26 protein-coding genes are annotated in these 26,939 nt (G+C 72.5%); 10 read left to right on the top strand and 16 right to left on the bottom strand.

Going from position 1 to position 26,939, the window contains the following annotated elements; translation table 11 throughout:
- The first annotated feature begins 73 nt into the window (after positions 1-73).
- The 4 genes from Mam01_RS07135 to Mam01_RS07120 are packed head-to-tail and all read left to right on the top strand — an operon-like array spanning position 74 to position 3,642.
- On the top strand, positions 74-1,039 hold the full coding sequence (locus tag Mam01_RS07135) for an ABC transporter ATP-binding protein (protein ID WP_204284593.1): 966 nt from the start codon (positions 74-76) through the stop codon (positions 1,037-1,039).
- Complete coding sequence (locus Mam01_RS07130) at positions 1,036-1,833, top strand: ABC transporter permease (protein WP_204284592.1); 798 nt, start codon at positions 1,036-1,038, stop codon at positions 1,831-1,833. The genes Mam01_RS07135 and Mam01_RS07130 overlap by 4 nt, the downstream gene beginning before the upstream one ends.
- Positions 1,834-1,849: 16 nt before the next feature.
- A complete protein-coding gene (locus Mam01_RS07125; protein WP_204284591.1) occupies positions 1,850-3,040 on the top strand; it encodes a sensor histidine kinase in 1,191 nt (396 codons plus the stop codon).
- Positions 3,041-3,048: 8 nt separating this feature from the next.
- Complete coding sequence (locus Mam01_RS07120; protein ID WP_204284590.1) at positions 3,049-3,642, top strand: response regulator transcription factor; 594 nt, start codon at positions 3,049-3,051, stop codon at positions 3,640-3,642.
- On the opposite strand, the gene Mam01_RS07115 is transcribed toward Mam01_RS07120, so the two are convergent.
- The 12 genes from Mam01_RS07115 to Mam01_RS07060 all read right to left on the bottom strand — a co-directional run bounded on the left by Mam01_RS07115 (position 3,602) and on the right by Mam01_RS07060 (position 17,772).
- Complete coding sequence (locus Mam01_RS07115) at positions 3,602-4,561, bottom strand: DNA-3-methyladenine glycosylase family protein (protein WP_204284589.1); 960 nt, start codon at positions 4,559-4,561, stop codon at positions 3,602-3,604. The two genes, Mam01_RS07120 and Mam01_RS07115, sit on opposite strands and share 41 nt — an antisense overlap.
- 110 nt (positions 4,562-4,671) lie before the next feature.
- Positions 4,672-6,159 (bottom strand): glycoside hydrolase family 10 protein, encoded by a 1,488-nt coding sequence (locus Mam01_RS07110; RefSeq protein ID WP_204284588.1) that lies wholly within the window; start codon positions 6,157-6,159, stop codon positions 4,672-4,674.
- 357 nt (positions 6,160-6,516) lie between these two features.
- Positions 6,517-7,371 (bottom strand): sulfotransferase family protein, encoded by an 855-nt coding sequence (locus tag Mam01_RS07105; RefSeq protein ID WP_204284587.1) that lies wholly within the window; start codon positions 7,369-7,371, stop codon positions 6,517-6,519.
- Positions 7,372-7,555: 184 nt separating this feature from the next.
- The gene (locus Mam01_RS07100; RefSeq protein WP_204284586.1) at positions 7,556-8,092 is read right to left on the bottom strand and encodes a hypothetical protein; all 537 of its coding nucleotides are present in this window, start codon (positions 8,090-8,092) and stop codon (positions 7,556-7,558) included.
- 126 nt (positions 8,093-8,218) lie between these two features.
- The gene (locus Mam01_RS07095) at positions 8,219-9,115 is read right to left on the bottom strand and encodes an IclR family transcriptional regulator (RefSeq protein WP_204284585.1); all 897 of its coding nucleotides are present in this window, start codon (positions 9,113-9,115) and stop codon (positions 8,219-8,221) included.
- 124 nt (positions 9,116-9,239) lie between these two features.
- Complete coding sequence (locus tag Mam01_RS07090; protein WP_204284584.1) at positions 9,240-10,592, bottom strand: family 2B encapsulin nanocompartment shell protein; 1,353 nt, start codon at positions 10,590-10,592, stop codon at positions 9,240-9,242.
- The gene (locus Mam01_RS07085) at positions 10,589-12,811 is read right to left on the bottom strand and encodes a terpene synthase family protein (protein ID WP_204284583.1); all 2,223 of its coding nucleotides are present in this window, start codon (positions 12,809-12,811) and stop codon (positions 10,589-10,591) included. Before Mam01_RS07085 ends, Mam01_RS07090 begins: the two co-directional genes overlap by 4 nt.
- Positions 12,811-14,211, bottom strand: a complete 1,401-nt coding sequence (locus tag Mam01_RS07080) for a family 2B encapsulin nanocompartment shell protein (RefSeq protein ID WP_239101106.1) — start codon at positions 14,209-14,211, stop codon at positions 12,811-12,813. The genes Mam01_RS07085 and Mam01_RS07080 overlap by 1 nt, the downstream gene beginning before the upstream one ends.
- A gap of 184 nt (positions 14,212-14,395) precedes the next feature.
- Positions 14,396-15,472: a polyprenyl synthetase family protein gene (locus tag Mam01_RS07075; RefSeq protein ID WP_204284582.1), complete on the bottom strand. Its 1,077-nt coding sequence runs from the start codon at positions 15,470-15,472 to the stop codon at positions 14,396-14,398.
- 195 nt (positions 15,473-15,667) lie between these two features.
- Entirely contained in the window at positions 15,668-16,645 is a 978-nt protein-coding gene (locus Mam01_RS07070; RefSeq protein WP_239101105.1) for a pirin family protein, read from the bottom strand.
- Positions 16,642-16,977, bottom strand: coding sequence for a GNAT family N-acetyltransferase (locus Mam01_RS07065; RefSeq protein ID WP_204284581.1), 336 nt, complete (start codon positions 16,975-16,977; stop codon positions 16,642-16,644). Before Mam01_RS07065 ends, Mam01_RS07070 begins: the two co-directional genes overlap by 4 nt.
- Positions 16,978-17,001: 24 nt before the next feature.
- A complete protein-coding gene (locus Mam01_RS07060) occupies positions 17,002-17,772 on the bottom strand; it encodes a pirin family protein (protein ID WP_150935203.1) in 771 nt (256 codons plus the stop codon).
- Between the two features lie 96 nt (positions 17,773-17,868).
- Here Mam01_RS07060 and Mam01_RS07055 point away from each other — a divergent pair, with 96 nt between their 5' ends.
- The gene (locus Mam01_RS07055) at positions 17,869-18,348 is read left to right on the top strand and encodes a MarR family winged helix-turn-helix transcriptional regulator (protein ID WP_204284580.1); all 480 of its coding nucleotides are present in this window, start codon (positions 17,869-17,871) and stop codon (positions 18,346-18,348) included.
- Here Mam01_RS07055 and Mam01_RS07050 read toward each other — a convergent pair.
- The 3 genes from Mam01_RS07050 to Mam01_RS07040 form a co-directional block, all read right to left on the bottom strand.
- Entirely contained in the window at positions 18,341-18,946 is a 606-nt protein-coding gene (locus Mam01_RS07050) for a CBS domain-containing protein (protein ID WP_204284579.1), read from the bottom strand. The two genes, Mam01_RS07055 and Mam01_RS07050, sit on opposite strands and share 8 nt — an antisense overlap.
- An 11-nt stretch (positions 18,947-18,957) precedes the next feature.
- On the bottom strand, positions 18,958-20,082 hold the full coding sequence (locus Mam01_RS07045) for a CapA family protein (protein WP_204284578.1): 1,125 nt from the start codon (positions 20,080-20,082) through the stop codon (positions 18,958-18,960).
- 117 nt (positions 20,083-20,199) lie between these two features.
- The gene (locus tag Mam01_RS07040) at positions 20,200-21,012 is read right to left on the bottom strand and encodes a class I SAM-dependent methyltransferase (RefSeq protein WP_204284577.1); all 813 of its coding nucleotides are present in this window, start codon (positions 21,010-21,012) and stop codon (positions 20,200-20,202) included.
- A 129-nt stretch (positions 21,013-21,141) separates the two neighbouring features.
- On the opposite strand from Mam01_RS07040, the gene Mam01_RS07035 reads away from it, so the two are divergent.
- From Mam01_RS07035 to Mam01_RS36420, 3 genes are all read left to right on the top strand, one after another.
- On the top strand, positions 21,142-22,089 hold the full coding sequence (locus tag Mam01_RS07035; RefSeq protein ID WP_204284576.1) for a DNA polymerase domain-containing protein: 948 nt from the start codon (positions 21,142-21,144) through the stop codon (positions 22,087-22,089).
- Positions 22,090-22,187: 98 nt separating this feature from the next.
- Entirely contained in the window at positions 22,188-23,813 is a 1,626-nt protein-coding gene (locus Mam01_RS07030; RefSeq protein WP_204284575.1) for an MFS transporter, read from the top strand.
- A gap of 16 nt (positions 23,814-23,829) precedes the next feature.
- Positions 23,830-24,471, top strand: coding sequence for a TetR/AcrR family transcriptional regulator (locus Mam01_RS36420; protein WP_239101104.1), 642 nt, complete (start codon positions 23,830-23,832; stop codon positions 24,469-24,471).
- A 125-nt stretch (positions 24,472-24,596) separates the two neighbouring features.
- Here Mam01_RS36420 and Mam01_RS07020 read toward each other — a convergent pair whose 3' ends face one another.
- Positions 24,597-25,424: an SAM-dependent methyltransferase gene (locus tag Mam01_RS07020; RefSeq protein ID WP_239101103.1), complete on the bottom strand. Its 828-nt coding sequence runs from the start codon at positions 25,422-25,424 to the stop codon at positions 24,597-24,599.
- Between the two features lie 152 nt (positions 25,425-25,576).
- On the opposite strand from Mam01_RS07020, the gene Mam01_RS07015 reads away from it, so the two are divergent.
- The gene (locus Mam01_RS07015; protein ID WP_204284574.1) at positions 25,577-25,972 is read left to right on the top strand and encodes a VOC family protein; all 396 of its coding nucleotides are present in this window, start codon (positions 25,577-25,579) and stop codon (positions 25,970-25,972) included.
- 100 nt (positions 25,973-26,072) lie between these two features.
- Positions 26,073-26,912 carry an ACT domain-containing protein gene (locus tag Mam01_RS07010; protein ID WP_204284573.1) on the top strand — a complete coding sequence of 280 codons (840 nt, stop codon included), beginning with the start codon at positions 26,073-26,075 and terminating at the stop codon, positions 26,910-26,912.
- Positions 26,913-26,939: the final 27 nt, after the last annotated feature.

Here is a 26,939-nt window from a genome sequence, read left to right as displayed (position 1 = left end):
TCCGCGAGGTCCATGTCGATCTGGTGGCATCGGCGACTACGGCGGGAAGCGGCGGAGAACCCACCCTTGAGCCATGACGACGGACGTACGGGAAACGGCGGTCGGTCTGGATCTGGCGATCGCGGCGACCGAGCTCAGGCAGAGGTACGGCGAGTTTGAAGCCGTCAGGGGCGTCTCGCTGACCGTCCGCACGGGTGAGCTGTTCGCCCTGCTCGGCACCAACGGCGCCGGGAAGACGACGACGATGGAGGTCCTGGAGGGCTATCGCCCCGCCACCTCCGGCACCGTGGAGGTGCTGGGGATGGATCCGTACCGCAGGCGCCGGGCGCTCAGCCCGCGGGTCGGGATCATGTTGCAGGAGAACGGCCTCCTCTCCGACCTGACGGTGGCCGAGACCATCGGGCTGTGGCGTGACCTGCACGCGAACCCCCGCTCACTGGACGAGTCGCTGGAGCTGGCCGGGCTGGCCGACAAGGCGCGGGTCAGGGTACGGCAGTTGTCCGGCGGCCAGAAGCGCAGGCTCGATCTCGTGCTGTCGGTCATCGGCCGTCCCGAGGTGCTGTTCCTGGACGAGCCCACGACCGGGATGGACCCCGAGGCGCGCCGGGCGACCTGGAGCCTGATCCGCGAACTGGTGACGGAGGGGACGACCATCCTGCTCACCACGCACTACCTGGAGGAGGCCGAGCACCTCGCGAGCCGGCTCGCCGTCATGCACGAGGGTGAGATCCGGGTCGAGGGGACGCTGGAGGAGGTCGTCGGCGGGCACGGCGACCGCGTCTCCTTCCGGCTGCCGCCGGAGATCCCGCTGGACACCCTTCCGCTGATCGGTGGCCATGCCCCCGGCGTCAGCCTGGCGGGCGGAACGCCCGTGGTCACGTACACCATCGCCGACGGCGACCAGGCCACACGGGCCCATGCGGCGCTGGTGCCGCTGTTCGCCTGGGCCGCGGAGCGCGGCGTCACGCTCGAACGGCTCGCCGTCCGGACCGCCTCGCTCGAGGACGTCTTCCACTCCGTGGTGAAGGAGAGCGCATGAACGACGTGGCACAGGCGGTGCGGCTGGCCCGCGTCGACCTCACCCTCGTTTTCCGCAACCGTACGGCCTTCGTGAACGCCGTCCTGCTGCCGCTGCTGATCGCCGGGGCGCTGGCGTCCAACGGCGTCGGCGGAGGGACCGCCGGCATCCCGGCGACGCAGTACGTGATGACCGGGATGATGGCCTTCATCCTGATCTTCGCGACGTTCATGAACCTCGCCGGCTTCTACACCTCCCGTCGCGAGGAGATGGTGCTGAAGCGCCTGCTCGGCGGGCCGGCCACCAGGACGGCCATCCTCAGCGGCAGCGCCCTCGGCGCGACCGCCGTGTATCTGGGCCAGGTGGTGATCCTCTGCGCGCTCATGTCCGCCGTCATGGGCACCGGGGCCCCGGCGGACGTCCCGTTGCTGCTGCTCGCCGCGCTTCTCGGCGCCGCCTTCTTCTCCCTGCTCGCCATGGCCGTCTCCGGCCTGTCCTCCACGGGGGAGATGGCACAGATCGCGACGCTGCCGGTCGTGCTGCTCCTGGTCGGCGGCTCGCCGGTGATGCTGCCGCCGGAGATGCTGCCCCAGGCGCTGCGTACGGCGATCGAGTTCCTGCCGATGACGCCCATCGTGGAGATCATGCGGACCGCCTACCTCGGGCTGAACTACATCGGCGCAGGTCATGAGCCGCTCGGCGCCCTGGAGCGCTGGGGCGCCGCCCTGCCCTCCCTGGGCCTGCTCGCCGTGTGGATCGCCGTCGCCGCCCTGCTGGCCCGGGCGTTCTTCCGCTGGGATCCGCGCCGGGGCTGATAGGTAAGGTTGGGTCATGAACGCCGGGATCAAGCGGGCGCGTCACATCACCTTCTGGACTCTGGCCCTCGAGTTGGTGTTCGCGTGGCTCGGCCCGGTGCTCCAGATCGTGGTCGAGTTCAGGACCGAGGGCGGGGTGGGCTGGAGCCGTCTCGCCCTCGTGGCCGTCGGTCTTCCGGTCTTCAGCTGGTTGTTCCTCCGCGTCGTCCGCGCCGCCGTCGACGGCCGGACCGCCGTACGCGAGGTGGTCGTCTCCGGCGCGGTCGCCCTGGTGATGATCGTCCTCGGGGCGGATGTGCCCGGCGTGGCGTCCGAGATGCTGCCGTTCTCCTGGAGCACGCTGACCACGACGTGGACAGGGGTGGCGGTGCTCGGGGTGAGCGCCCGGACCGCCGTCGCGCTGACGGCGGGCGCCGCGGGCATGTATGCCGCCCTCGACTTCCTGTTGCTTCCCGGCTCCGGCGAGCAGCGCACCGACCTCTTCTTCTATCTGCCGATGCTGGCGCTGCTCCCCTACAGCAACCGGCTCTGGCTGTGGATCTACCGCATGATCATCCAGGTCGACGAGGGCAGGAAGGCGCAGGCCGAGCTCGCCGTGACCGAGGAACGCCTCCGGTTCGCCCGGGATCTGCACGATCTGGTCGGCCACAGCCTCTCCGCCATCGCGGTCAAGAGCGAGCTCGCGGTCAAGCTCGCCCGCGCCGCCCCCGACCAGGCGACCGAGGAGATGACGGCGGTGCGCGGGCTGGCCAAGGACGCCCTGCGGGAGATCCGGGAGGCCGTGCGGGGCTACCGCGCCATCGACCTTTCCGCCGAGCTGGGCAGCGTGCGGGCCGTGCTGGAGGCGGCGAACATCCGGTGCACCCTCGACCTGCCGGAGCGGACACCGCCGGGCGAGGCGGCCACGCTGCTCGCGTGGGTGGTCAGGGAGGGCGCCACCAACACGCTGCGGCACAGCGCCGCGACCCGGTCCCGCGTCACGCTGAGACTGACCGGCGGGACGGCGGTGCTGGAGATGGTCAACGACGGGGTCGGCGGGCAGAGCGCCGACGACGGCGGCACCGGTCTCATCGGCCTGAGCGAGCGGCTCGCCGCCGCCGGTGGCAGCCTGACCGCCCGGCCGACCGGTTCGGGCGAGTTCGTCCTTCGGGCCGTCGTGCCGGCGACCGACCGCGCGCACGTCCTCACCGAGGCGGTGACCCGATGAGCGGCCCGATGATCCGTGTCCTCCTCGCCGACGACGAGCATCTGATCCGCGGCGCGATCGCCACCCTTCTCGGGCTGGAGCCCGACCTGGAGGTCGTCGCCCAGGTGAGCCGGGGCGACGAGGTGGCCACGGCCGTACGGGAGCACCGGCCCGACGTCGTGGTGCTGGACATCGAGATGCCCGGGATGGACGGCCTCACCGCCGCCGAGGGGCTCCCGGGCCAAGCGATGATCATCTTGAGCAGCTTCGGACGCCCGGGATATCTGCGGCGGGCGCTGGCCGCCGGGGTGCGCGGCTTCATCCCCAAGGACGCCTCGGCCGACGAACTGGCCACGGCCATCCGCAAGGTGCACGCCGGAGGGCGCTACCTCGACCCGGAGATGGCGGCGTCGGCGATGATGGCGGGCGACAGCCCGCTGACCGACCGCGAGCGTAGCGCGCTGTCGCTGGCGGCCGAGGGCGCGTCGGTGCGGCAGATCGCCACGGCGCTGCACCTGACCGAGGGCACCGTGCGCAACTACCTGTCCAGCGCCATCGCCAAGCTCGGCGCGACCAACCGGATCACCGCGATCCGCGCCGCCCAGGAGAAAGGCTGGCTCTGACGTCCTTTCCCGCCTGGGCGGCCGCGGCACCCGCCCGCTGGTCCTCCCTGACTCCGTACATCGACGACCGGAACAGGAACGAGGCCCACGAGCGGTAGGGCCGCCAGGCGTCGGCGACCTTCCGGTACGCGCTCGCCGGGGCGTCCGGCGGCAGGCCGTACGCCTCGCGGAGGATCGCGAACAGGCGCGGTTCGTCCCCCGGGAACGCGTCGGGCGCGCCCGCGCCCCTGATCAGGATCAGACCGGCAGAGAACGGCCCCACGCCGGGCAGGGCGCGAAGCTCGGCCAGCGCCTCAGGCGGGTCGAGCGCGCGCAGGTGCTCGGTGGTCAGCACGCCGTCGAGCGCCGCGCGGGCCAGGCCGCGCAGCCACTCCTCCTTCTGCTCGGGCAGGCCGAGCCCGTCGGCGTTCAGCAGCGACACGGGCGGCGGGAAGGCGGCGTACGCCCGGCCGTCCAGATCGACCGTGGCGCCGTACCGCTCCGCGATGCGCTGTTTGAGCCGGGAGGCGATGAGCATCGACGAGCGCTGCACGATCACCGCCCAGCAGGCGGCCTCCCACGGGCTCCAGAAGCACAGCGGCCGCAGGCCGGGGCTGCGGCGCTGCAACTCACCGAGCACCGGGTCGGACTCGCCGATCTCGGCGAAGCCCGAGCCGTCCACGTCGAGGGACAGGATGCGGGCCACCTCGCCCCGGATCTCCGGCCCCGCGGCCCTGGTCGTCCGTACGGCGACCCCGCCCGGCGCGGCGGTGACCGCCACGCCGATCGGCAGCCAGTCGGCCTCGGCGCAGTAGGCGAAGCGCAGCGTCCGGCCGTCGGAGGGCAGCCCGCTGGTGGCCGGCCAGTCCTCGACGAAGCGGAGCGTCGCGCCGAAGTCGAACGGGCCCGTGGCGGTGAGCGTGAATTCATGCCCGGTCATGCGGGACATCGTACGGACGCGGACCGACAGTTCCGCACGCCGTACGCCGCCGTCTCGGCCATGTGCCGGGCCTGGGGTGCCGGCCCGGCACAGGCCGTCCCGTGACAGGGTCAGGGGCTGGTGCAGGTGGCGGTGGGGGTGGCCGCGGTGCCGTTGGCGGTGAAGCCGAACGTCGTGGACCCGCCCGCCGCGATCGAGCCGTTGTAGGACTCGTTGCGGACGGTCACCGACGAGCCGGAGCCGCTGGACACGCCGTTCCACAGGCTGCTGATGGTCTGGCCGCCGGGCCAGGCCCACTTCACGGTCCAGCCGTTGACCGCCGAGCTGCCCGCCCGCACCGTCACCTCGGACTGGAACCCACCGCCCCAGCTGTTGATCGTCTTGATCGTCGCCGAGCACGCCCCCGGAACCGGAGACGACGGCGAGGACGACGGGGAGGACGACGGCGACGCCGAGGGCGACCGCGACGGGGACTGCGACGGGGACTGCGACGGCGACTGTGACGGCGACTGCGACGGTGAGGAGGTGCCGCTGTTGAGCGCGCTCAGGGCCGCCTGGTAAGCCGCCTTCGGCTGATAGCTGGAGTCCCACATCATGGGAGCGCCGTAGCCGGGGAACGTCCCGGGAATCCAGGTGTGGCCGTCGTCCACGCCCCACTGCGACACGCCCACGCAGCGCGGAACCGCCAGGCAGGCGTTCACGACCCTGCCGTAGTCGGTGCCCTGCTGTTGCAGCTCGGAACTGTCCGCCGGCATCTGGATGCGGTCGTCGAGCTCGGTGATCGCGACGTCCAGGCCCAGGGCGGCGAACCGCTCCATGTTCGCCTGCAGGGACGACGGCACCTGGCCGACGATGAAGTGGCTCTCCAACCCGATGCCGTGCAAGGGGACGCCCTGGGCCAGCAGCGACTGCGCGAGCGAGTAGAGCCCGTTGCTCTTGGCGTTGATGCCCTCGATGTTGTAGTCGTTGATGTACAGCTTGGCGTTCGGGTCGGCGGCGTGCGCGGCCCGCAGCGCGGCGGCGATGTAGCCGGAGCCCATCGCCTTGTAGAACACGTCCTGGCGCAGCGTGCCGTCCTCGTTGTACGGCTCGTTGACGACGTCCCAGGCGTAGACCTTTCCCCTGTAATGGGTGGCCTCGGTGGTGATGTGGTTCTCCATCACGCCCTGGACCTGGTTGAGCGGCACGCCGCCGACCCACGCGGGCAGCTGGGCGTGCCACACCAGGTTGTGCCCGCGCACCCGCATGCCGTGTGACTGGGCGAAGGAGACGATCTGGTCACCCGACCCGAAGTTGAACGAGCCCTTGGACGGCTCGGTGGCGTCCCACTTCATCTCGTTGCCGGGGGTCACCATGTCGAACTGGGCCGCGGCGAGGTTGACCTCGGCGCTGATACCGAGGTCTCCCCGTGTCAGCGCGGTGCCGAAGTACCTCCCCCTGGCCTCCGCCGCGGCCTTCAACGTCGAGGCCGCCTGAGCGGGGATCGCGAGGTTGAGCGCCACGGCGGTGGCGGCGGCGACGGCGGCCAGGGCCGTGGCCGGCCCCCGCGCGCGCGTCCGTGAGCGATGCCGTTCCGTCCCGGTGCTGGGCGGTTTCATCTCAGCCCTCCAGAGAGATCTGATCCCGAACTGCGGACATGCGCACACGCCGGTCCAGCACAGAGCGTGGGGTTGTTAGCGTTAACAGCCTCGGGTCTCTCCGCTCCTGGGCCGATGGTGGTGCAGCAGCGGAGCCAATACGACGCGAAGCGGCGCGTCAAGGACGCGGTCGTCCCCCTCCCCGGAAGGGTTCGCCGCGAACGAGCCGTTTCACCACCTCATCCGGCATCGCACCCCATGCTGCGGGCGGAGCACGTCTTGCTGAAACATTCACCCCTGCTGACGCTCCCGGTCAGATCGGGTGCGCTCACGCTCCGGAGGCGTGCAGGGGAGCCGCGCCATGCGTCCCGGTCCAGGTCAGAGGTAGCCCCAGGCCGCCGCGATCTCCCGCAGCGGCTCGGCCACCTCTTCGGGAGGAGGCAGCGGACGGCCGCGCTGCACCCGCCCGCTGCGGATCTTGTCGCGCCAGTCGCCGATGCCCTTCACGAACTCGCCGTGGCCCTTGTCGCCGTAGCGGATCATCTCGGGCTCGTACTCGACACCGAGCCAGGCGCAGACCCGGCGCAACTCGCCTTCCGTGTCGTCGACCAGAGTCTCGTACCGGACGACGAGCCCTTCGTGCCTGCGCCTGGACTCCTCCAGATAGCGCATGTACTGCAGCGTGTGCCGTACGGCCTCCTCGACGGGCCGCGCCTGCGGATCGGCTTCGTGCCAGGACCGGACGATCGAGGCGGGATGGCGCAGCAGGTAGACGAACCGGGCGTCCGGCCAGCACGTCGTGATGCGACGGTGGGCGAACACGTTGCTGGGCGTCTTGTCGACGACGATCTCCTTGCCGCTCCTGACCAGTTCCCGGTGCAGCAGACGGTCCCACAGGATGTGCTCGATGTCGCTCGTACGGTGGCCGGCCGCCTCCATGGCCTGCCGTACGGGCTCGGTGGTGAGCGTCACGGCGATCCGCCGGACGTGCAGTTCGTGTGGCGCGTGGATTCTGGAATGGCTGTTCAGCAGCACCCGGAAGAGCGTGGAGCCGGACCTGACCGGGGAGAGCACGAACACCGGCGCGCGGAGGAGACGGTCGATCTCCGGGTCGGCGGGTGGTCTTGGCTCGTCCCGCGGCGGCTGGACCGGTGCGGGCCGCGGACGGGCCCGGGTGATGACGTAACCGGTCATCCCTTCGACGGCGGCGTTGACCTTGCTCTTCCATGGCATGGCCACGACCGTAAGGAGGCGGGGTGGCCTGGTGGTTAACGGAGGCTGGGGGTTTCCAAAGCCGCGCCTCCCCCGGGCACGGGCTCTCCCGGGCACGCTCTCCCGGGCACGGGCAGGGCCAGACCGGGGGCCGTCGTGGGACCGCCCTCCGTGGCCAGCCGCGGACGGCCCTGCGGAGGGCCCGCTAGGACGGCGAGATCGCCAGGACCACCTCGTCGGGCCGCACGCTGGTCAGCCGGAGGTGGATGTCGCCGATGCGGGCGGGCCGGTCCATGGTCAGCGTCAGCGCTCCCCTGGTCCGGCAGCGGCCGTTGACGCAGTCCTGGCTGACCCCGACGTTCATGCCCTCGACGCGGTAGCCGCCGGAGGAGCCCTCGAAGCGCAGGCGCACCACGCCCTGGTCGAGGGCGGCCACCGTGAGCGCGTCCAGGCCGGTGGCGGCGTCGAGCCGCAGCCGGTCTCCCTGGCGGACCTCCACCTCGCAGTCGGCGTTCCGGCACGCCTCCGGATCGGCGGCGGCCGGAAGGGCCGCCGGGGCGGGGGTGACCGACGGCACCGGAACGGTGGTGGACATGGTGGTGGACACGGCGGCGGGCGTGGCCTCGGACCGTGAACGCGTCCCCGGCTCCGATGCTCCGCACGCCGTCGACAGCACGATCACCGGCACGGCGACGAGGCCGATCCTCCCGGCGAGGACGAACGCCCCCGATTCAACCCGCATGACACCAGCTCCCTGTCGCGCCCCCGAATGCGCCGGCGGCCGCGCCTCACGACTGTCCCCGCAGGTCACGCCGGCATCGAAGACTCTCCCCCGGCACCGGTAAACGCAACCGGCCGCGTTCGCCGTCTACTGCCGTACGGCCGTCCTGCGGGCGTTCCCGGTGGGAGCCGACACACGGCCGAACACGGGCCCGGTGCGCTCGGGCCCGGTGCGCTCAGGTCCGGGCGCCAGGATCGTGCCCAGGACTCCGGTGATCTGGTGGGCGGTCCTGCGCACGGCCGGGCCCAGCCGCGGCAGCGCCGCGGCGCCCGCCGGGGCCGCGACGGAGACGGCCATGCACACCCGTCCGTCCGGCCCGAAGACGGGCGCGGCGGCGCAGCAGATCCCCTCGGCGAACTCCTCCCGCGCGTAGCTCACGCCCTCGACCCGTACGGCCGCGAGTTCGCGTTCCAGCGCGACCGGGCCGGTCACCGTACGGCCCGTCATCCGCCGGGGTGCGGGACCGGCGTAGAAGGCCTTCCGCAGTGCGGCGTCATGCGCGAGCAGCGCCTTGCCCGCGGCCGTGCAGTGGAGCGGGGCGCGGTCGAGGCCGTCCGAGGGCGAGGTGACGCGGTTGTGCCCGTACAGCCGTTCGACGTACGCGACCTCGCCGCGGTCGGGCACGGCGAGATTGACCGTCTGGCGGGTGGCCTCGTACAGCTGGAGCAGGTATGGCAGGACCGCCCGGCGGCAGTCCGGCACTCGGCGGCCCTGCACGGGCCAGCCACGCGGCGACAGCAGTTCGGCGAAGCGGCCGTCGACCGTGTAGTCGCCGCCCCTGCGGGTGACGAGGCCGCGTCCCTGCAGGACGCCGAGCAGGCGGTGCGTGGTCGTCTTCGAGAACCCGGTCGAACGGTGCACCTGGGTGAGGTTCATCGGTCTCATGCCGACGGCCAGGCAGAAGAGGATCGCGATCCCGCGCTCCAGGCTGCCCAGGGCCGACGCCGTCTCCGCCCTGCCGGACCGTTCCATCAGCACGATCACAGACCTCCGCCGTCGCATTCAGAAGAGCAGTTCTTGATCGGCCAGCGGCCACCCTAGCCGGAGCGCCGCGCATGTGCGGCGGTTTCCGGCGAGGGCGGACGGCGGCCGTGGAGGGCGGCGGCGTTCAGCCGACCTCCACGCTTTCCAGGACGCCGAGAGCGTCGGGCACCAGCACGGCCGCGGAGTGATAGGTGGTCACGAGGTAGGAGATGACCGCCTTGTCGTCAATGCCGGTGAAGCGCACCGACAGTCCGGGCTCGTACTCGTCCGGCAGCCCGGTGCGGCGCAGCCCGACGACCCCCTGTTTCTCGGTCCCGGTGCGCATCACCAGGATCGAGGTGAGCCCGCGGTCGGTGACGGGGATCTTGTCGCAGGGCAGGATCGGGACCCCCCGCCACGCCATGACCTTCGCGCCACCGGCCTCGGTGACGTCCGGATACAGGCTCCGGGCGGTGCACTGGCGGCCGAAGGCGGCGATGGCGCGGGGATGGGCCAGGAAGTAGTGCGAGCTGCGCCGGCGGGCCAGCAGTTCGTCGAGGTCGTCGGGGGTGGGCGGGCCCGAGCGGGTGTGGATGCGCTGCTTGAGATCGGCGTTGTACAACAACCCGAAATCGCGGTTGTTGACCAGCTCGTGTTCCTGCCGCTCCCGCAACGCCTCGATCGTCAGCCGCAACTGCTGCTCGGTCTGGTTCATCGGCTCGTTGTACAGATCCGCCACCCGCGAATGCACCCGCAGAATCGTCTGCGCCACACTCAGCTCATACTCACGCGGCCCCAGCTCGTAGTCCACGAACGTCCCCGGCAGCGTCGCCTCACCCACATGCCCCGCCGCCAGCGCGATCTCCGCCTCCCCGTACCGGTTCACCGGGCGGCCGGCCGCGGGGCGGTTCAGCTGCTCCCGCAGGCTGCCGGAGCGCTCGGTCAGCTCGTCGGCCACCGGCCGTTCGAGCACGAGCACGATGCACCGGGTGAGCGCCTTGGCGGGGGCCGCCGCCGGGCCGGTGAGATCGCCGAGGTGATCCCCGTCGGCGACGACCCGGAGCAGCGTCTCGCCGCCGTACTCGCCGACGCCGACACAGGCGATCTTGCCGTGGGCGACCAGGACCACCTGACCGGCCGGCACCGGATCGCCTGTGTCCAGTTCGTGCTGCACGAACCGGTCCGCCAGGGCGGCCAGCACGTCCGCGTCGGCATACCCGTGCAGAGACGGCAGTTCGCACAGCTCGGCCGGGATCACCCGCACCTCGGCCCCGGTCGAGACGAACGTCACCCGCCCGTCTCCCGGGGTGTAGGTCAGCCGCCGGTTGACCCGGTAGACCCCGCCCTGGACATCGATCCACGGGAGCACCCGCAGCAGGTGGCGGGGGGTGATCTCGCGCATCTGCGGCGGGGTCTTGGTGGTGGTCGCCAGGGTGCGCGCGGCCCTGGTGCTCAGGGCCAGCCGCGACGCTCCGTCGGGCCCGAGCGGCGCGCTCACGACGCACCCGCCGTGAGGTGGAGCACGGGCGCGGGCGCGATGCCGTCCCCGGCGGGCCCGCCGTACGCGGACGCGAGGGAGCCGATCCTGGCGGTGGCGGTGCCGAGGCCGGTCGGGCCCTGGGTCCACCGGGCCACCGGACCCGCGCGCAGTTCCTCGTCGAGATAGCGCCGGGAGCGTTGGTGCCAGCGCAGGATGGCGGCCATCCAGTTGCGCAGATCGGTCACGTACGCCGCGACCGACTCCCGTACGGCCTCGCCCGCGTCGATCCGGTCGAGCAGGGCGGGCAGGTCGGCGGTGGTGATGTGCTCGAACTGCCTCATCCGGCTCGTCATGAGCCCGTCCACCACCGTCACGCCCTCCTGCGGCGGGCAGTCGAGGAACGTGGACATCACCAGGACCGCGTTGTGCAGCTCGCCCTCGTACCGGATCTCCTTGCGGTAGGAGAACAGGTCGTTGAGCAGGCACGCGTAGTCCTGCGCGGCGTCGGTCATGCCGAGGAACTCCCGGGTCAGGATGATCTCCTCCGGGATGACCCGGCCCGGCGCGAGCCTGGCGAGGCTCATCGTCATCCGGGAGCCGAAGGTCGCGCGCCGCATCTCCAGGTAGTCGACGGGGTCGGGCACCCGGTGCTGGGCCTCGTTGGCCAGCTCCCACACCCAGCTGTCGATCATCTCCTCCACCGACGTACGGAAGATCTCGCGGGAGCCGGGCGGCAGCGGCCCGGCGGTGCGCGGCCACAGGTCGGCGAGCCCGCGTTCCAGCCCGGTCAACGGGGTCATCCGCGGGACGAGGTCCAGCGGCATGAGCTCCTTGAGCCGCCGGTTCATGAGCTTCGCGCCGACCAGGTCACGCGCCGCGCCGAAGACCCGCGGATAGTAGTCGTCGCCGTACGTCCCCCAGGCCAGCCAGTTGGTGGCCAGGACGAGCTCGTCGGCGGTGGCGTCCGGGGTGATGCCGGACGCGCACAGGGCCAGGTCGAATCCGGCGAGCCGCCGTTCGTCCCACACGGCGGTCGCCGGGATGCCCGGAACCCCGTCGAAGAAGCCCATGGCCGCGCACCACTCCAGGTCGGCCGCGCGTGCCGCGTCCAGGTGCGGGTTGTCGCGCACCTCGAACGGCATGTACGGCTCGGGCAGCCGCACGTCGGCCTCCGCGAAGGGCCGGTGGGTGTGGTTGCGCAGGCCGCCCGCGCCCGTGACGTGGGCGCGGGAGACGTTCATCCCGAAGATCCCCGCCTGCCCGCCGTTCTTGGTGTAGCGGCTGGAGGCCGAGTGCCAGGCGTGGCCGCCCGCCTGCCAGTCCTGCAGCCCCTTGGCGTACCGGAGGACGAGCCCCTGCTCGGGCGGCGAGACCGCCTCATCGGCGAAGAGCGCCGGCAGTTCGGTCAGCGCGGTGTGCTCGAACTGGTGCAACCGCGACGTGAGCAGGTCGTTGGTGATCTCCACGGCCCGCTCGGTGTCGCAGCCGAAGAAGCGCTCGCAGACCAGCACGCAGTTGGACAGCTCACCCTCCTCCCGCACCTCCCGCTCGTAGGAGAACAGGTCGTTGCGCAGGTGCACGGAGTCGGCGAACGACTGCGTCAGCACCCGGATCGGCCGGGATCCGGCCAGCCGGGCCGGAAGCTCCGCGCCCGCCGCGTGCTCGACCAGCGCCGCCGACCACGGGGCGCCGCCGACCTTCCGGCGTTCCTCGATGTACTCGATGGGGTTGGAGACGGCGTCCCGCTCGATGTGGAACAACTCCCACATCGACTCCTGGAGCAGATCCCGGGTGACCCGGACGAACCTCCGACGCCACGCCGCCGACATGGCGGGCACAGTGCGGGGCCACAGGTCGGCCAGCCCCCGCTCCACGGGATTGGCCGGCTCGGGCGGGTCGTCCGACATGAACGCGTCGAGCCGGTCGAGGTACTCCTGGGCGCCGCCGAGATCCCTGCTGCGCTTGAAGGTCTCCAGGAAGTGGTCGTCGAAGTAGAAGACCCAGACGTACCAGTCCGTGACCAGGTCCAGCTCGGGGGCGGAGCAGTCGGGGTGCGTGTAGGCGCACATCAGGCCGTAGTCCATCGCGTCGAGCGACTCCTCGGTCCAGATGTCCGGGTCGTCCAGCATTCCCATCTGCGCCGCCCACCCGCGGGTGTGCGTACGGGCGGTCTCGACGTGCGGGTTCAGCCTCGGCGGATACGGGAGGTAGAAGTCCGGCAGCCGGTAGGAGGACATCACAGGACCTCGACGCTCTCCAGGATGCCGAGGGCGTCGGGGACCAGCACGGCCGCCGAGTAGTAGGTGGTGACGAGGTAGGAGATGATCGCCTTGTCGTCGATGCCCATGAAGCGCACCGACAGCCCGGGCTCGTACTCGTCCACGAGGCCCGTGCGGCGCAGCCCGACGACGCCCTGGTCCTTCTCCCCCAGGCGCATGACCATGATCGAGCTGACACCCTGGCCGTTGACGGGGATCTTGTTGCACGGCAGCAGCGGGACCCCGCGCCAGGCGGGCGCCTTCTGGCCGTTGAACTCCACGGTCTGCGGATAGATGCCCCGGCTGTTGCACTGCCGGGCGAAGGCCGCGATCGCCTTGGGATGGGCGAACATGACGGTCGGGTTCTTCCAGACCGTGGTCAGCAGTTCGTCGAGGTCGTCGGGGGTGGGCGGGCCCGACCGGGTGTGGATGCGCTGCTTGAGATCGGCGTTGTGCAACAACCCGAAATCGCGGTTGTTGACCAGCTCGTGCTCCTGCCGCTCCCGCAACGCCTCGATCGTCAGCCGCAACTGCTGCTCGGTCTGGTTCATCGGCTCGTTGTACAGATCCGCCACCCGCGAATGCACCCGCAGAATCGTCTGCGCCACACTCAGCTCATACTCACGCGGCCCCAGCTCGTAGTCCACGAACGTCCCCGGCAGCGTCGCCTCACCCACATGCCCCGCCGCCAGCGCGATCTCCGCCTCCCCGTACCGGTTCACCGGGCCGTCCGGGTCCTCCCGGTACGCCGACACGTGCTCGCGCAGGCTCTCCGACAACGCCAGCAGGCGCTCGAAGGCGTCCCTGGTGAGGGCGAGCACCGTGCACGGCGTCACCGTCCGCACCGTCCACTCCCACCGCGCGTCGGGATGCACCAGCATCTGCTCGCCGACGTACTCCCCGTCGGCCAGCACCCCCAGCAGCGTCTCGTTGCCGTACGCCCCTTCACCGATCTTGTCCACCTTGCCGTGCGCCAGCAGCACGACCTCCTCCATCGGAGCGCCCGCCGCCGCGATGACCTGCCCCGCCTCGTACTCCCGCTGCGTGAACAGGTCGGCCAGCGACGCCAGCACGTCGGCGTCACCGAACCCCCGCAGCGCCGGCAGCTCGCACAGCTCGGCGGAGATGACCCGCACCTCCGCGCCGGTCGAGACGAACGTCACGCGCCCGTCGGCCACCTGGTAGGTCAGCCGGCGGTTGACCCGGTAGACGCCGCCTATGGCCTCGATCCAGGGCAGCACGCGCAGCAGGTGCCGGGAGGTGATCTCCTGCATCTGCGGCGGGGTCTTGGTCGTCGTGGCCAGGTTGCGCGCGGCCCTGGTGCTCAGGCTGAGCCTGCTGTCGTTCGGCGCGCTGGTCTGCGGGGTCGTTTCGGTCACAGCACATCACCCATCTTCTGATCGGCCGGCGGCCGGTTGTCCGCTAACAGGTCGTGCTCGTCGCCGAGCGGTGGAGGGGAAGGCGTCGGAAGGGCGGCGCCCGGTGGGCCGCGAGCCGCCGGACCGGCCCCGGTGCGGGATGTGCGGGAAGCCGCTGACGACGCGGGTGTGCCGTTCGCGCGCCTCACCGGACGCGACGCGTGAGCCGCTCGGTGAGCACCGCGAGCGCCTCGGCCGCCTCCGGCGTGATCGGGCAGTCGCGCAGCGCCGCCAGCGCCTGGCCGGTCCGCTGGGCGATCAGCTCCTCGACCCGGTCGAGCGCGCCGGTGTCCACGATGATCCGCCGCAGCTCCGCCGCGCGCGCCTCGTCCAGGGCGGGATCGCCGTGCCAGGTGCGCAGCAGGTCCCGTTCCGGCCCGCGCGCCCGCGCGGAGGCGTACGCCATGAGCACGGTCCGTTTTCCCTCGCGCAGGTCGTCGAGGACGGGCTTGCCGGTGACCGAGGGGTCGCCGAAGACGCCGAGGACGTCGTCGCGCAGCTGGAACGCCTCCCCCAGCGGCAGGCCGAACCGGGAGTAGGCGTCCAGCAGGCTCGGCGGGGCCCCGGCGAGCGCCGCGCCGATCTGCAGCGGGCGCTCCACCGTGTAGCGCGCCGTCTTGTACCGGATCACCGTGAGCGCCTGCTCGACCCCGTCGTCGCCCCGCGCGTGCGCCAGCAGGTCGAGGTACTGACCGGTGACGACCTCGGTGCGCATGCGGTTGAAGAGGTCGCGGGCCGCGCGGGCCCGCACGTCGGCGGGACCGGCGTCCGCGAGCAGTTCCTCGGCCCAGGCCTGGGCGAGCACGCCCAGGAGGATCGCCGCGGACTGGCCGAACTGCTCGGCCGCCCCGAACCGCCCCGGCCGCGCGAGCCCCCGGTGGATGGTGGGACGCCCCCGGCGCAGCTCGCTGCCGTCCATGAGGTCGTCGTGGATGAGGAGACCGGCGTGGTAGAGCTCCAGCGCCGCGCCGGTGGCAACAACCGCCGCCTCGCGAAGCTCTTCACCGCCGGCGCCCCGCCAGCCCCAGTAACACAGCAGAGGCCGGACCCGCTTGCCGCCCTTGACCACGAACTCACGCAGCAGGCGGTATCCCTCGGCCACGTCATGGTCGCCGACCGGAGGGCGCCGCGCGTCGAGGAAGTCGGACAGCAGTTCGTCGACACGTCTCCGGACCCGGCCGGTGATGCCGGTGATGGACGTGTCCACGATCTCCGCCGTCATGGTCGGCCTCCTCGTCGGCGCGCCGGTCTCCCCTGCGGAAAGTTACTTAATGAGCACGCAAAGTAGAACCACGCGTTCCGATAGTCGGAACTTCTCACCGGCCCGCGCCGTGATCCGTCGCATCACGCGAAAAACCGGCTCCGCGAAGCGGCGCCGGTCCTCGCGGCCGATCCACCGGCCGGGTTGCGGGAGGGGTCAGGCCAGGCGGTGGCCGTGGCGGTCGCGGGCCTTCAGCCGTACGGTGGGCATCTCGGGCGCGGGCAGCGACTCCTGGCCGCCGGGGACGACGCCGAAGCGGGCGCCGCGCGCCCAGTCGTCGCGGGCCGCCGCGATCTCCTCGTGCGTGCGGCCGACGAAGTTCCACCACATCACCAGGGGTTCCTCGAACGGCGCCCCGCCCAGCACGAACAGCCGCGCGGGCCCGGTGGTCTCCAGCGGCACGTCCGCGCGGCCCTGCCCGAGGTAGAGCAGCGACCCGGGCGACAGCGCCACCCCGGCCACCTCCGCCGTGCCGGACATGGCCAGCACCGCCGTCTCGAAGGCCGGGTCGACCGGCAGGCGGTGACGGCCGGGGCCGCCGAACAGCACCTCGGCCCCGAGCAGCGGGGTGTGCGCCCGCGCGGGCGACCGGGCCGCTCCCACCTCTCCCACCACGACGGTGACCGTGACGTTCCCGTCGCGCAGCACGGGCAGCGTGGCGTGGTGCTCGAACCGCGCCTCGCCGTGCCGGGCGTCCTCCGGCAGCGCGACCCACAGTTGCAGCCCGTGCATCTCCGGCGGGTGGTCCGGCGGCGACTGCTCGGAGTGGGCGATCCCGTGGGCCGCGGTCATCAGGTTGAGCTGCCCCGGCACGATCGGCTGGGTGTTGCCGAGGCTGTCGCGGTGCAGGATCTCGCCCTCGGCGAGCCAGGTGACCGTCTGCAGTCCGGTGTGCGGATGCGGCGGCACCCGCATGCCCGGCCGGCCGCGCACGTCGTCCGGGCCGAAGTGGTCCACGAAGCACCACGCGCCGACCATCCGGCGCGGGCGCTGCGGGAGCAGCCGGCGCACCGTCGTGTAGCGGCCGAGCGGCACGTCGTGGCCGGGCAGGAGCACGCTCTCCGGCATCGCCTCCGCGGCGATCTCACAGCCGTAGAGGGCGGGCTCCCCCCGGCTCATCGGGCCGGCGGTCACCCGGCCGCCTCGTCGCCGTCCAGCGAGAACCGGGCCCGCCGGTCGGCCGGCACCAGATCGACGTACTCCCGGTGCCGCGCGATGTACCGCCGTACGAACGGGCAGTACGGCAGGACCGACAGCCCGGCGTCGCGCGCGGCGTCGAGCGCGGCGCGGACCAGCGTCGAGCCGAGGCCGCGGCCCTCGAACGCGGAGTCGATCTCGGTGTGGGTGAAGGAGATCGTCTGCCCGTCGAGCCCGTAGGCGGCGAACCCGGCGAGGACGCCGTCAGCGGTGATCTCGAAGCGGCGCGCCTCGGGGTTGTCGGCGACCTTCGGGTCTGTCTGCTCCATCAGGTGTCTGTCCTTCCCAGATCGTCACGCGGCGATGGTCGCGTGCATCTCCCACACGAGGATCTCGGCGGGCTCGGTCGCGGTGACCTTCTGCCCGCCGGTGGCGGTGAACCGTACGGCGTCGCCGGTCTCCAGCATGCCCGCACCCTCCAGGGCGACGGCGCCCCGGGGCACGAACAGGTGCAGGAACGGCGCCTCGGGCAGCTCCACGGACTGGCCGGTCTCCAGGCGGGCGGCGTAGAGCGCGGCGTACCGGTTCTTGATCCGGATGGCCGCGGCGCCGTCGTGCTTGTCCATGCCGGAGGCCACCGGCACCAGGCCGCCGGCCAGCAGGTCGCCCTCGATCTCCAGCTGCTCGTACCCGGGGGTGATGCCGGGCTCGTCGGGGACCACCCACATCTGGACGAAGTGGACGGGCTCGTCATGGGCGCCGCCGCCGGTCAGCCGCCAGGAGTCGTTCTTCTCCGAGTGGAGGATGCCGGTGCCCGCGCTCATGCGCTGGGCGAGCCCCGGGTAGATGACCCCGGAGTGGCCCTCGGAGTCCTGGTGGACCAGGGAGCCCCGGAGCACCCAGGTGACGATCTCCATGTCCCGGTGCGGGTGCGTCTCGAACCCGGTGCCCGGGTGGACGGTGTCGTCGTTGTTCACCAGCAGCAGGCCGTGGTGGGTGTTGCCGGGGTCGTGGTGGCCGCCGAACGAGAACGAGTGCCTGGAATCCAGCCAGGAGATACGGGTGGAGAAGCGCTCGGCCGCCCTGCGGACGTCCACACGGGGGGTCAGCCTGGTCGTGGTCATCGGAACCCTTTCCTCGTCGCCTTGTAGATGATGCATCATCTACTGGTGCCCCACAACATAGATGACGAGTCATTGATTCCCGATAGCCTGGACGGCATGAACAGCCCACGCTGGCTCGACCCGGACGAACAGCGCGCCTGGCGGGCCTACCTGCGCATGCAGGGTCGTCTCACGGCCCGGCTCAACCGGGAGCTGCAGGCCGGCTCCGGCCTTTCCCTGGCCGACTACGAGGTCCTCGTGCACCTCACCGACCGCGCCGACGGGCGGCTGCGGCCGTTCGAGCTGGAGCGCGGCCTCCAGTGGGAGCAGAGCCGCCTGTCCCACCACCTGACCCGCATGCAGCGCCGGGGCCTCGTCCGCCGCGAGGAGTGCGCGGAGGACGGCCGGGGCGCGTTCGTCGTGATCAGCGAGCAGGGCCGCCGCGCCATCGCCGCCGCCGCCCCGGGGCACGTGGAGACCGTACGCCGCCTGTTCTTCGACGGGCTCACCCGCGACCAGGTCGCCGCGCTCGAACGGCTGGCCGCCGACGTGCTCGCCCGCCTCGACGACGACACCCCCGGCCCCGATCTCAGCTGACCAGCCCCTCGGGGAAGACGACGCCGGCGACGCCGGGGACGGTCCTCACGACCATCTCGGCGATGCGGGCCGCCCGCTCGTCGCCCGGGCCGTACAACTCGACGACGCCGCCCCGCACGGCCGCGCCGAAGGCCGCCGTCTCGGCGCAGTCGCGCAGCGCCGCGAGCACGTCGTCGCGGATCCGCTCGTCCCCCTGGACCAGCAGCCCCATCAGGTCGCGCCGGCTGACGATGCCGACGAGGTCGTCGTCGCGCACCACCGGGACGCTCTTCACCCCGGTGGTGATCATCAGGTCGAGGAGGTCCATGACGTCGGCCCCGTCGCCCACGGTGGCGACGCGCGGCGTCATGACCTCCTCGACGAGCGCGGGCGGCCTGCCGGTGGGCAGGGCCTCGGGGCGCAGGAAGGCCCGGGGATCGGTCTCGAACTCGCCGCGCAGCAGATCCATCTCGCTGACGATGCCGACCATCCGGCCCGGCCGTTCGACCACCGGCGCGGCCGTGATGTCCTGCTCGTACAGCAGGCGGACGGCCTGCCTGATCGTCGCCGTGCGCCGCACCGTCACCACCGGCGCCGTCATGATCTCGTGGACCAGCATCTGATCACCTCCTACCCGGCCGGCGCGAGGACGAGCGTCCCGCCGGGCGCCGGTCCGGTCCGCGCGCCGAACCTCCGGCCGATCCGGTCGAGGGTCCCGCGCAGCCACTCGCGGTCCTCGTCACCGGCGTGCCGCAGCCGCATGCGTACGGCCCGCATCGGCGCCATCCGCAGTTCGCGCAGCCGCCCCGACGCGGCCTCCACCGTCGCGAAATACAGCAGCCGCAGGTCGTCGCGGTACTCCTCATAGCCGGTGATGCCCTCGTAGTCGTCGATGAAGTCGCCGCAGCCGTAGAGGATCAGCCGGTCGCGGTACACCTCCGCCGGGCGGGGGTGGTGCGAGGAGTGGCCGTGGACGAGGTCGACGCCGCCGTCGACGAGCGCGTGCGCGAACCCGGCCTGGTCGTCGCCGACCTCGTAGCCCCAGTTCGACCCCCAGTGGACGGAGACGACCACGACGTCCCCCGGGCGCCTGACCCGCCGTACGCGGTGGACGGTCTCGGCCGCGCATTCGGGGGACGGCGCCGGGAGGAAGGCCACCCCGGGCCGGTCTTGCCGGGCCGCCCACCCGCCCGGGACGCCGCTGGACGGCATCGCGACCGCGAACACCAGCACGCGGCCGCCGCCGGGGAGCGGCACGACCGCGGGCCGCCACGCCTCGTCCTCGTCGCGGCCCGCCCCGGCCCGGCCGAGCCCCGCCTCCGCCAGGACGTCGAGCGTCTCGGCGAGCCCGCGTACGCCGAAATCGAGCACGTGGTTGTTGGCCAGCACGCACACGTCCGGCCGGGCCACGGTCAGCGCGGGAAGGTTGGCCGGGTTCATCCGGTAGTGCACGGCCTTGTCCGGCGCGAAGTCGGCGGACCGGGTGACGCTCGTCTCCAGGTTGAGCACGCGGACGTCGGGAGCGGCCTCGTCCAGCACCTCCAGCGCGTCGCCCCAGGGCCAGGACCAGGCGGCCGGGCGCGGGATCGGGCCGTTCGCCGCCTCCGCCAGATCGACGTACGCCCCGGCGTCCCGGATGTGCGGCTCCCGCAGGGCGGGATCGCCCGGGTGCGGGAGGATCTGGTCGACGCCGCGCCCGAGCATGACGTCCCCGCACAGGAACAGGGTGACCGGATCCCCCGCCGCCGACCGCATGCCAACCCCCCGATGGCCCCTCACGACCCCCTGATGACCGGGCAGGCCCCGTCCTCCGCGGGTCACACCCCGATCCTTCCCCGTGACCGGCCGCGCCACGACAGCGGGGAGGGGTGGTCAGCCCACCCGGCAGAGGATCTCGCCGTGCACGACGCTGAACCAGCCGTCCGCGCTCGCGCCCCACTCCCGCCAGCCGTCGGAGATCCGCCGCAGGTCGTCCTGGGTGGCGTGGCCGCCCTCGATCACCCGGCTCGCGTAGGACGACTGGAGGGTGCGGTCGGCCCACAGGCCGCTCCACCACGCCCGGTCCTCCGGAGTGGCGAAACACCAGGTGGACGACGACGAGGTGATCTCGGCGAAGCCGGCCTCCCCGGCCCAGGAGCGCAACCGCCGCCCGGCGTCGGGCTCGCCGCCGTTGGCCCGGGCGACCCGGTGATAGAGGTCCAGCCAGTCGTCCAGCGCGGGGACCAGCGGATACCAGATCATGCCGGCGTAGTCGGAGTCGCGCGCCGCGACGATGCCGCCCGGCTTCGTCACGCGCCGCATCTCGCGCAGCGCGCCCACCGGATCGCCGACGTGCTGGAGCACCTGGTGGGCGTGCACGACACAGAAGGAGGCGTCGGGAGAGCCGAGCGCGTGCACGTCGCCGGTCGTGAAGCTCACGTTGCCGACGCCGCGCCGCGCCGCCTCCTCCCGGGCCTGCTCCACCACGGCGGGCGCGTTGTCGACGCCGACCACCTCGCCCTCCGGCACGTACGCGGCCAGGTCTGCGGTGATCGTGCCGGGGCCGCAGCCGACGTCCAGGACGCGCATGTGGGGTTTCAGCGCGCCCAGCAGGTACGCCGCGGAGTTGGCGGCGGTGCGCCAGCGGTGGGAGCGCAGGACGGACTCGTGATGACCGTGTGTGTAGACGGCCGATTCGTGTGCCATGCCGTCAAGATTCCACACGTCTCGCGATTTGAGCAATATCGTCTCACATGTAGAGACAGAACGCGTGAGGCGCTGGAGAACGCGGGGCCGGCGTTGATTTCCGCCGCCGGTCGCGGGCATGGTGATCGGATGACCAGCGATGAGGTTCGCGACGGAGTCACGCTGACCAACCTCGACCAGCCGTTGTTCGACGGCTCGGGCGCGGCCAAGCGCGACCTGGTCGACTACCTGGACGCCGTACGCGACCGGATCGTCCCGGTGCTGCGCGACCGGCCGCTGTCCGTCGTGCGGGTCCGGCAGGGCCAGGCGCCGTTCATGCAGAAGAACGTGCCGTCGTACGCCCCGGACTGGGTGCGGACGGTGACGGTGTGGGCCGAGTCCTCCCAGCGGCGGGTGTCGTACGCGTTGTGCGACGACCGGCGGACCCTGCTGTGGCTCGCCAACCAGCGGGCGGTGGAGTATCACCCCGCCCTCGTCCACGCGGGCCACTGGGACCGGCCCACCCACCTCGTGCTCGACATCGACCCGCCGTCCGCCGAGGCGTTCCCCCGGGCCGTCGGCGCCGCCCGCCTGGTCGCCCGGGCGCTCGCCGACGCCGGGCTGTCGGGCGCGGTGAAGACCAGCGGCGCCAAGGGCCTGCACGTGTTCGTGCCGCTGGAGGGCGAGACCACGGAGGACGTGGCCGCCGCCACCCGCGCGCTCGGCGTCCGGGCCGAACGCCTCGACCCCGCCCTCGCCACGACGGCGTTCATCCGGGAGGACCGGGGAGACAGGGTGTTCGTCGACTCGACCCGGTCCGGCGGGGCGACCGTCGTCGCGGCCTACAGCCCGCGCGTACGGCCCGGCGTCCCGGTCTCCTTCCCGGTCGCCTGGGACGACCTGGACCGGATCACGCCCGGCGACTTCACCGTGCGCACGGCGGCGCGCCTGCTGCGCGACGGCGACCCCTGGGCCGACCTGATGCCGGAGCCCCAGCGCCTTCCCCGGGACCTGGTCGAGGAGGGCCACACGATCCCGGTCGCCCGCGTGCAGGCCATGCACGAGGGAAAGCGCCGCGCCCGCGCCCGCCGCGGCTAACCGTCCCGGAGGGGTTCGCCGCCGGTCCGCACCGGTCCCCGCCCGGCTTCCGGGCGGGATTGCCAGGTTGGCGACAGGGCGTTGCTATAGTTCGCGACATGACGTCGCCAACATCGGGCCCGACACGCCAAAGCTGGGTCCCTCTCGTCGTGCTCGCCACGGGCGTGTCGATGGTCGTCATCGACGCCACGATCGTGAACGTGGCGGTACCCGCGATCATCGCCGACCTGGGCCTCGGCGCCACGGACGTGGAGTGGGTCAACTCGATCTACTCGTTGATGTTCGCGGCACTGCTCATCCCGTTCGGCCGGGCCGGCGACCGGTACGGCAGGCGCCGCCTGTTCGCCCTCGGCGTCGCGGTCTTCCTGGTGGCGAGCGTGCTGGCGGCGATGTCGGCGAACGGGCCCATGCTCATCGGCGTCCGAGCCGTGCAGGGCGTGGGGGCGGCGATGGCCGTCCCGATGACCCTCGCGATCATCAACCGCGTGTACGTGGGCCGTCAGCGGGTGATCGCCTTCGCCGTGTGGGGCTCCATCATCGGCGGCATGGCCGCCGCCGGCCCGCTGGCGGGGGGCTGGCTGGTCACCGAGTACGGCTGGCGCGCCGCGTTCTGGGTCAACCTGCCCATCGGCGCGCTGCTCCTGCTCGGCTCGCTGCGGGTGCCCGAGTCCCGGGACGGCCGCGCGACGGGCGGCGACCTGGCCGGGCTCGTCCTCGCCGTGCTCGGCACGACCGGCGTCGTCTTCGCGCTGATCGAGGGCCAGAAGTACGGCTGGTTCGAGCCGCGGCGGACCGCGGACCTGTTCGGCCTGCGGTTCGAGAGCGTCTCCCCCGTGCCGTTCGCCTTCGGCGTCGGCGTGCTCGCGCTGGTCGCTCTGATCGTGCGTGAACGGCGGCGCGAGCGCGCCGGCCTGCCCGTGCTCGTCGACCTGACGCTGTTCGAGCTGCCGAGTTTCCGCTACGGCTCGATGACGGCGGTGATCGTGGCGCTCGGCGAGTTCGGCATGATCCTCGTGCTGCCGCTCTTCCTGCAGTCCGCGCTCGGCTACACCGCCTTCCAGGCCGGTCTCGTCATCGCCGCGCTGGCCCTCGGCACCTTCCTCGCGGGCGGGCTGGTCCCCCCGCTGTCGAAGACCTTGTCCCCGCGGTCCATCGTGCGGATCGGCCTGGCCCTGGAGGCCGCCGGCGCGGCCGGCATCGGCCTGTCCCTCGCGCCGGACATGGGCGCCTGGCGGCCGGTGCCGTGGCTGCTCCTCTACGGCGCGGGCATCGGCTTCGCCACGGCGCAGCTCACCGGCGTCCTCATGGCCGACGTGCCGGCGCGTCTGTCCGGCGGCGCGTCCGCGCTCCAGAGCACGGTCCGCCAGCTCGGCGCGGCGCTGGGAGTCGCCATCCTCGGCGGGGTGCTGGTGTCCGGACTCGGCTCGGCCGTCGAGCGCGGGCTCTCCGACCGGCCCCAGCAGGTGCGCACGAGCGCGGCGCGCGTGGTCGAGGAGAGCGCCGGCGCCGCGATCCCCGCGCTCCGGGACCCGGCGATCCACGCGGCGGCGGTCGTGGCCGCCGCCGAGGCGACCCGCAGGGTCACCTTCATCACGGCGCTGGCGCTGCTCGCCGGGGTCGGCATCACCCTCCTGCTCCCCCGTACGCCGGTCGTGCGGGACGAGTCTCCGGAGCAGGTCGCTGCCGGAGGGCCGGATACTGGAGGTCGCGAGCCGGACATGTGACAGCCCTGGAGGGGAGATGCCGAGGATCAGCGCGGCGACCGTCGCGGACCACCGGGCCAACCAGCACGCCGCCCTGCTCGACGCGGCGCGGGAGATCCTGGCCGCCGAGGGCGTGCAGGCGCTCACTCCGGCGGCCGTCGGCGCGCGGATCGGCCTGGCCCGCTCCAGCGTCTACCGCTACTTCGCCTCCACCGCCGACATCCTCGCCCAGCTCGTGGAGGACGCCTTTCCCCGCTGGTCCGCGCGCCTGCGCGCCGCCGTCGCGCCCGCGGGCGGCCCGCTGCCGGACCGGATCCGCGCGTACGGCAGGGCGGCGCTCGACTTCGTCGGCAGCCCTGACTACGCGCTGATCCCGGCGCTGCAGACGATCGGGCTGCCGCCCGAGTGCCGGGCCAGGGTGGAGGAACTGCACGGCGAGCTGACCGCGCCGCTCGCGGACGCGCTGCGCGAGGCCGGGATGGACCACCCCGCGCTGCGGGCCGACCTGGCCTGGGGCGTGGTCCGCGCGGGGGCCCGCCATCTGGCGCCGGACATCGCCGGGCGCGAGACGGCGCCCGGCGAAGATCCCGCCGGAGATCCTTCCGAAGATTCCGGCGCGGAGCCTCCGGAGAGGATCGTCGAACTCACCCTCGACATGCTCACCCGGGCGCTGTGCTGACCCGTGCCGCTGACTGACCCCCTGTCCACCGGCTCCGTCGTCTCCGGACCTCCGCCCAGAGACGGGAGCGGACGCATGACGACGGGAGGGACGGTCGAAGGGGCCGGAGCCGGGGACGGCTCCGGTCAGGGCATGCGGCCGACCGCCCCGAAGATGCCGGTCCTGTCCATGTCGACCGGCACGTCCCAGGGGACGTCGGGCCGCCACGCCTGCACGGGCACGAGGCCGGGCTCCAGGATCTCCAGGCCGTCGAAGAACGACTCGATCCGCTTGAACGGCCTGCCCACGAGCCCGCCGGAGGAGGTGGCGGCGTACACCTTCTTGCTCTCCACGACGGCCTCCTCGGCCACCTCGTCGTTCGTCCGGATGTGCGACAGCACCAGGTGGCATCCCGGGACCATCCGCTCGCGGATCCGGGCCGTGATCCGGTCGGCGTCCTCGTCGTCGGTCACGAAGTGCAGCACCGAGACGAGCAGCACCGCGAACGGCCGGGTGAAGTCGATGTGGGCGCGCACCCCGGGGTCGTCGAAGACGGCGTCCGGGTCCCGCAGGTCCCCGGCCGCCACGATCGTCTCGGGGTTGTCGGCCAGCAGCGCCCGCGCGTGCGTGAGGACCACCGGGTCGTTGTCCACGTAGACCACCCGCGATCCGGGGGCGTGCCGCCGCGCGACCTGGTGGACGTTCTCCTGCGTCGGCAGGCCCGCGCCGATGTCGACGAACTGCGTGATCCCCGACTCGGCCAGGTGCCGCACCGCACGCCGCAGGAAGCCGCGGTTCTCCCTGGCGACCTCCCGGCCGTCGTTGCCCATCTGCCGCCCGATGGCGAGCATCTTCTCGGCGGCCTCCCGGTCGGCGGCGAAGTTGTCCTTGCCGCCCAGGTAGTAGTCGTACATCCGGGCGATGTTCGGGATGGTGGGATCGACGCCCTCCGGCGCCCGCCTCGAGTCGTCCAAGCGTCTGCCCCTCGCCTATGGAACCGCTTTCATCGCATTGTAGGCGAGGAGGCGGTCGAAGATCATCACCCTGGGGTCATCACTCCGCGATTGGAGAACGGTGCGGAGGGCAGCGGCACGACGGCGATGCCGGGACGACCTCCGGAGGACGCATGACGCCACGACTCACCCTGTCGGCGGCGGTGCTCGACGCACCGGACGCCCGGGAGCTCGCGGCCTTCTACCAGCGGCTGCTGGGCTGGACGATCGACGCCGACGAGCCCGGCTGGGTGACGATGCACCCGCCCGGAGGCGGCACCGGGTTGTCGTTCCAGACCGAGAAGGAGTACGTGCCGCCGGTCTGGCCCGCCGGGCCGGGGGACCAGCGGATGATGCTGCACCTGGACATCGAGGTGGACGACCTGGAGACGGCCGTGGCGCACGCGACCGGCGCCGGGGCGACGCTCGCCGGCCACCAGCCCCAGGACGACGTGCGGGTCCTCCTCGACCCCGCGGGCCATCCGTTCTGCCTTTGGATCAGGACGGACGGCTCCATACCGGAGCCGTGAAGATCCGTTGATGCGCGCGGCGGCCCGGTGAGAGTGGATTAATGCGGACGACACCCCACGGACGGTGACCGCGTAACGGCGCCGGGTCAGACTTCTGGGCATGAGCGAACCGAGAAACGACCATCCGGCTCCCGGCCCGCTTCACCGGCATCACGGCGCCCGGTCCTGGCAGCGGGAGATCGCGGAACTGGCCGCGCTCTTCCTCGCCGTCGGGCTCGCCCACGTGCTCGCCACCCTGCTCGGCCACCGCGACCCCGGCCCGGTGGTGCTCGTCGCCATCGGAATGGCCCTGATCGTCGGCTCGGCCGTGCACAAGAGGCTGTCGGTCCCGGGGGCCGTGCGCGGGCGCGTCCGCCCGGGGACCGGTCACGCGACCAGCCTGTGGCGGGTGCGGGCCAGGGTCGCCGAGCGTCCCGGCCGCCTCGCCGCGCTCGCCGGGGCCTTCGCCCGGCTGGGCTGCAACATCCTCTCCCTGCAGATCGCCCCGGCCGGCAGCGCTGCGATGACGCGGGGAGGCTGCGACGCCCTGGACGAGTTCGTCGTCGAGGCCCCGGCCTCGCTCACCCCGCAGGACCTGTGGCGCGCCGTCGACCGGGCCGGCGGCGCGGACGCCGTCGTCGTCCCCGCCCAGGTCAAGGACCTCATCGACCCCGGCATCCAGGCGCTGCTGCTGGGTCAGCGCGTACGGGACGATCCGGGCGAGCTGCTCCCGGCCATGACGGAACTGCTGCGTACGGCGGACGTCCGGTGGCGGGAGCCCGGTGAGCCGGCCGCGGACAGGACGCCGGGCGCCGTGATGACGGTTCCGGTGCATCCCGGCGCCGTCCTCGTGGTGACGAGACGGGACCTGCCGTTCACGCCGACGGAGGCGGCGCGGGCCGCCGCGCTCGCGGCGGCGGCCCGGCACCGTCAGTGGGCCGACGACTGGCCCGCCGAATAGGACCCGTTGGACAGGACCCGCGAGCGG

It is taken from the genome of Microbispora amethystogenes (assembly GCF_016863015.1).
GTDB lineage: Bacteria > Actinomycetota > Actinomycetes > Streptosporangiales > Streptosporangiaceae > Microbispora > Microbispora amethystogenes.
Note: the sequence above shows the minus strand (reverse complement) of the source record. Positions and strands in the feature narration are given on the sequence as shown.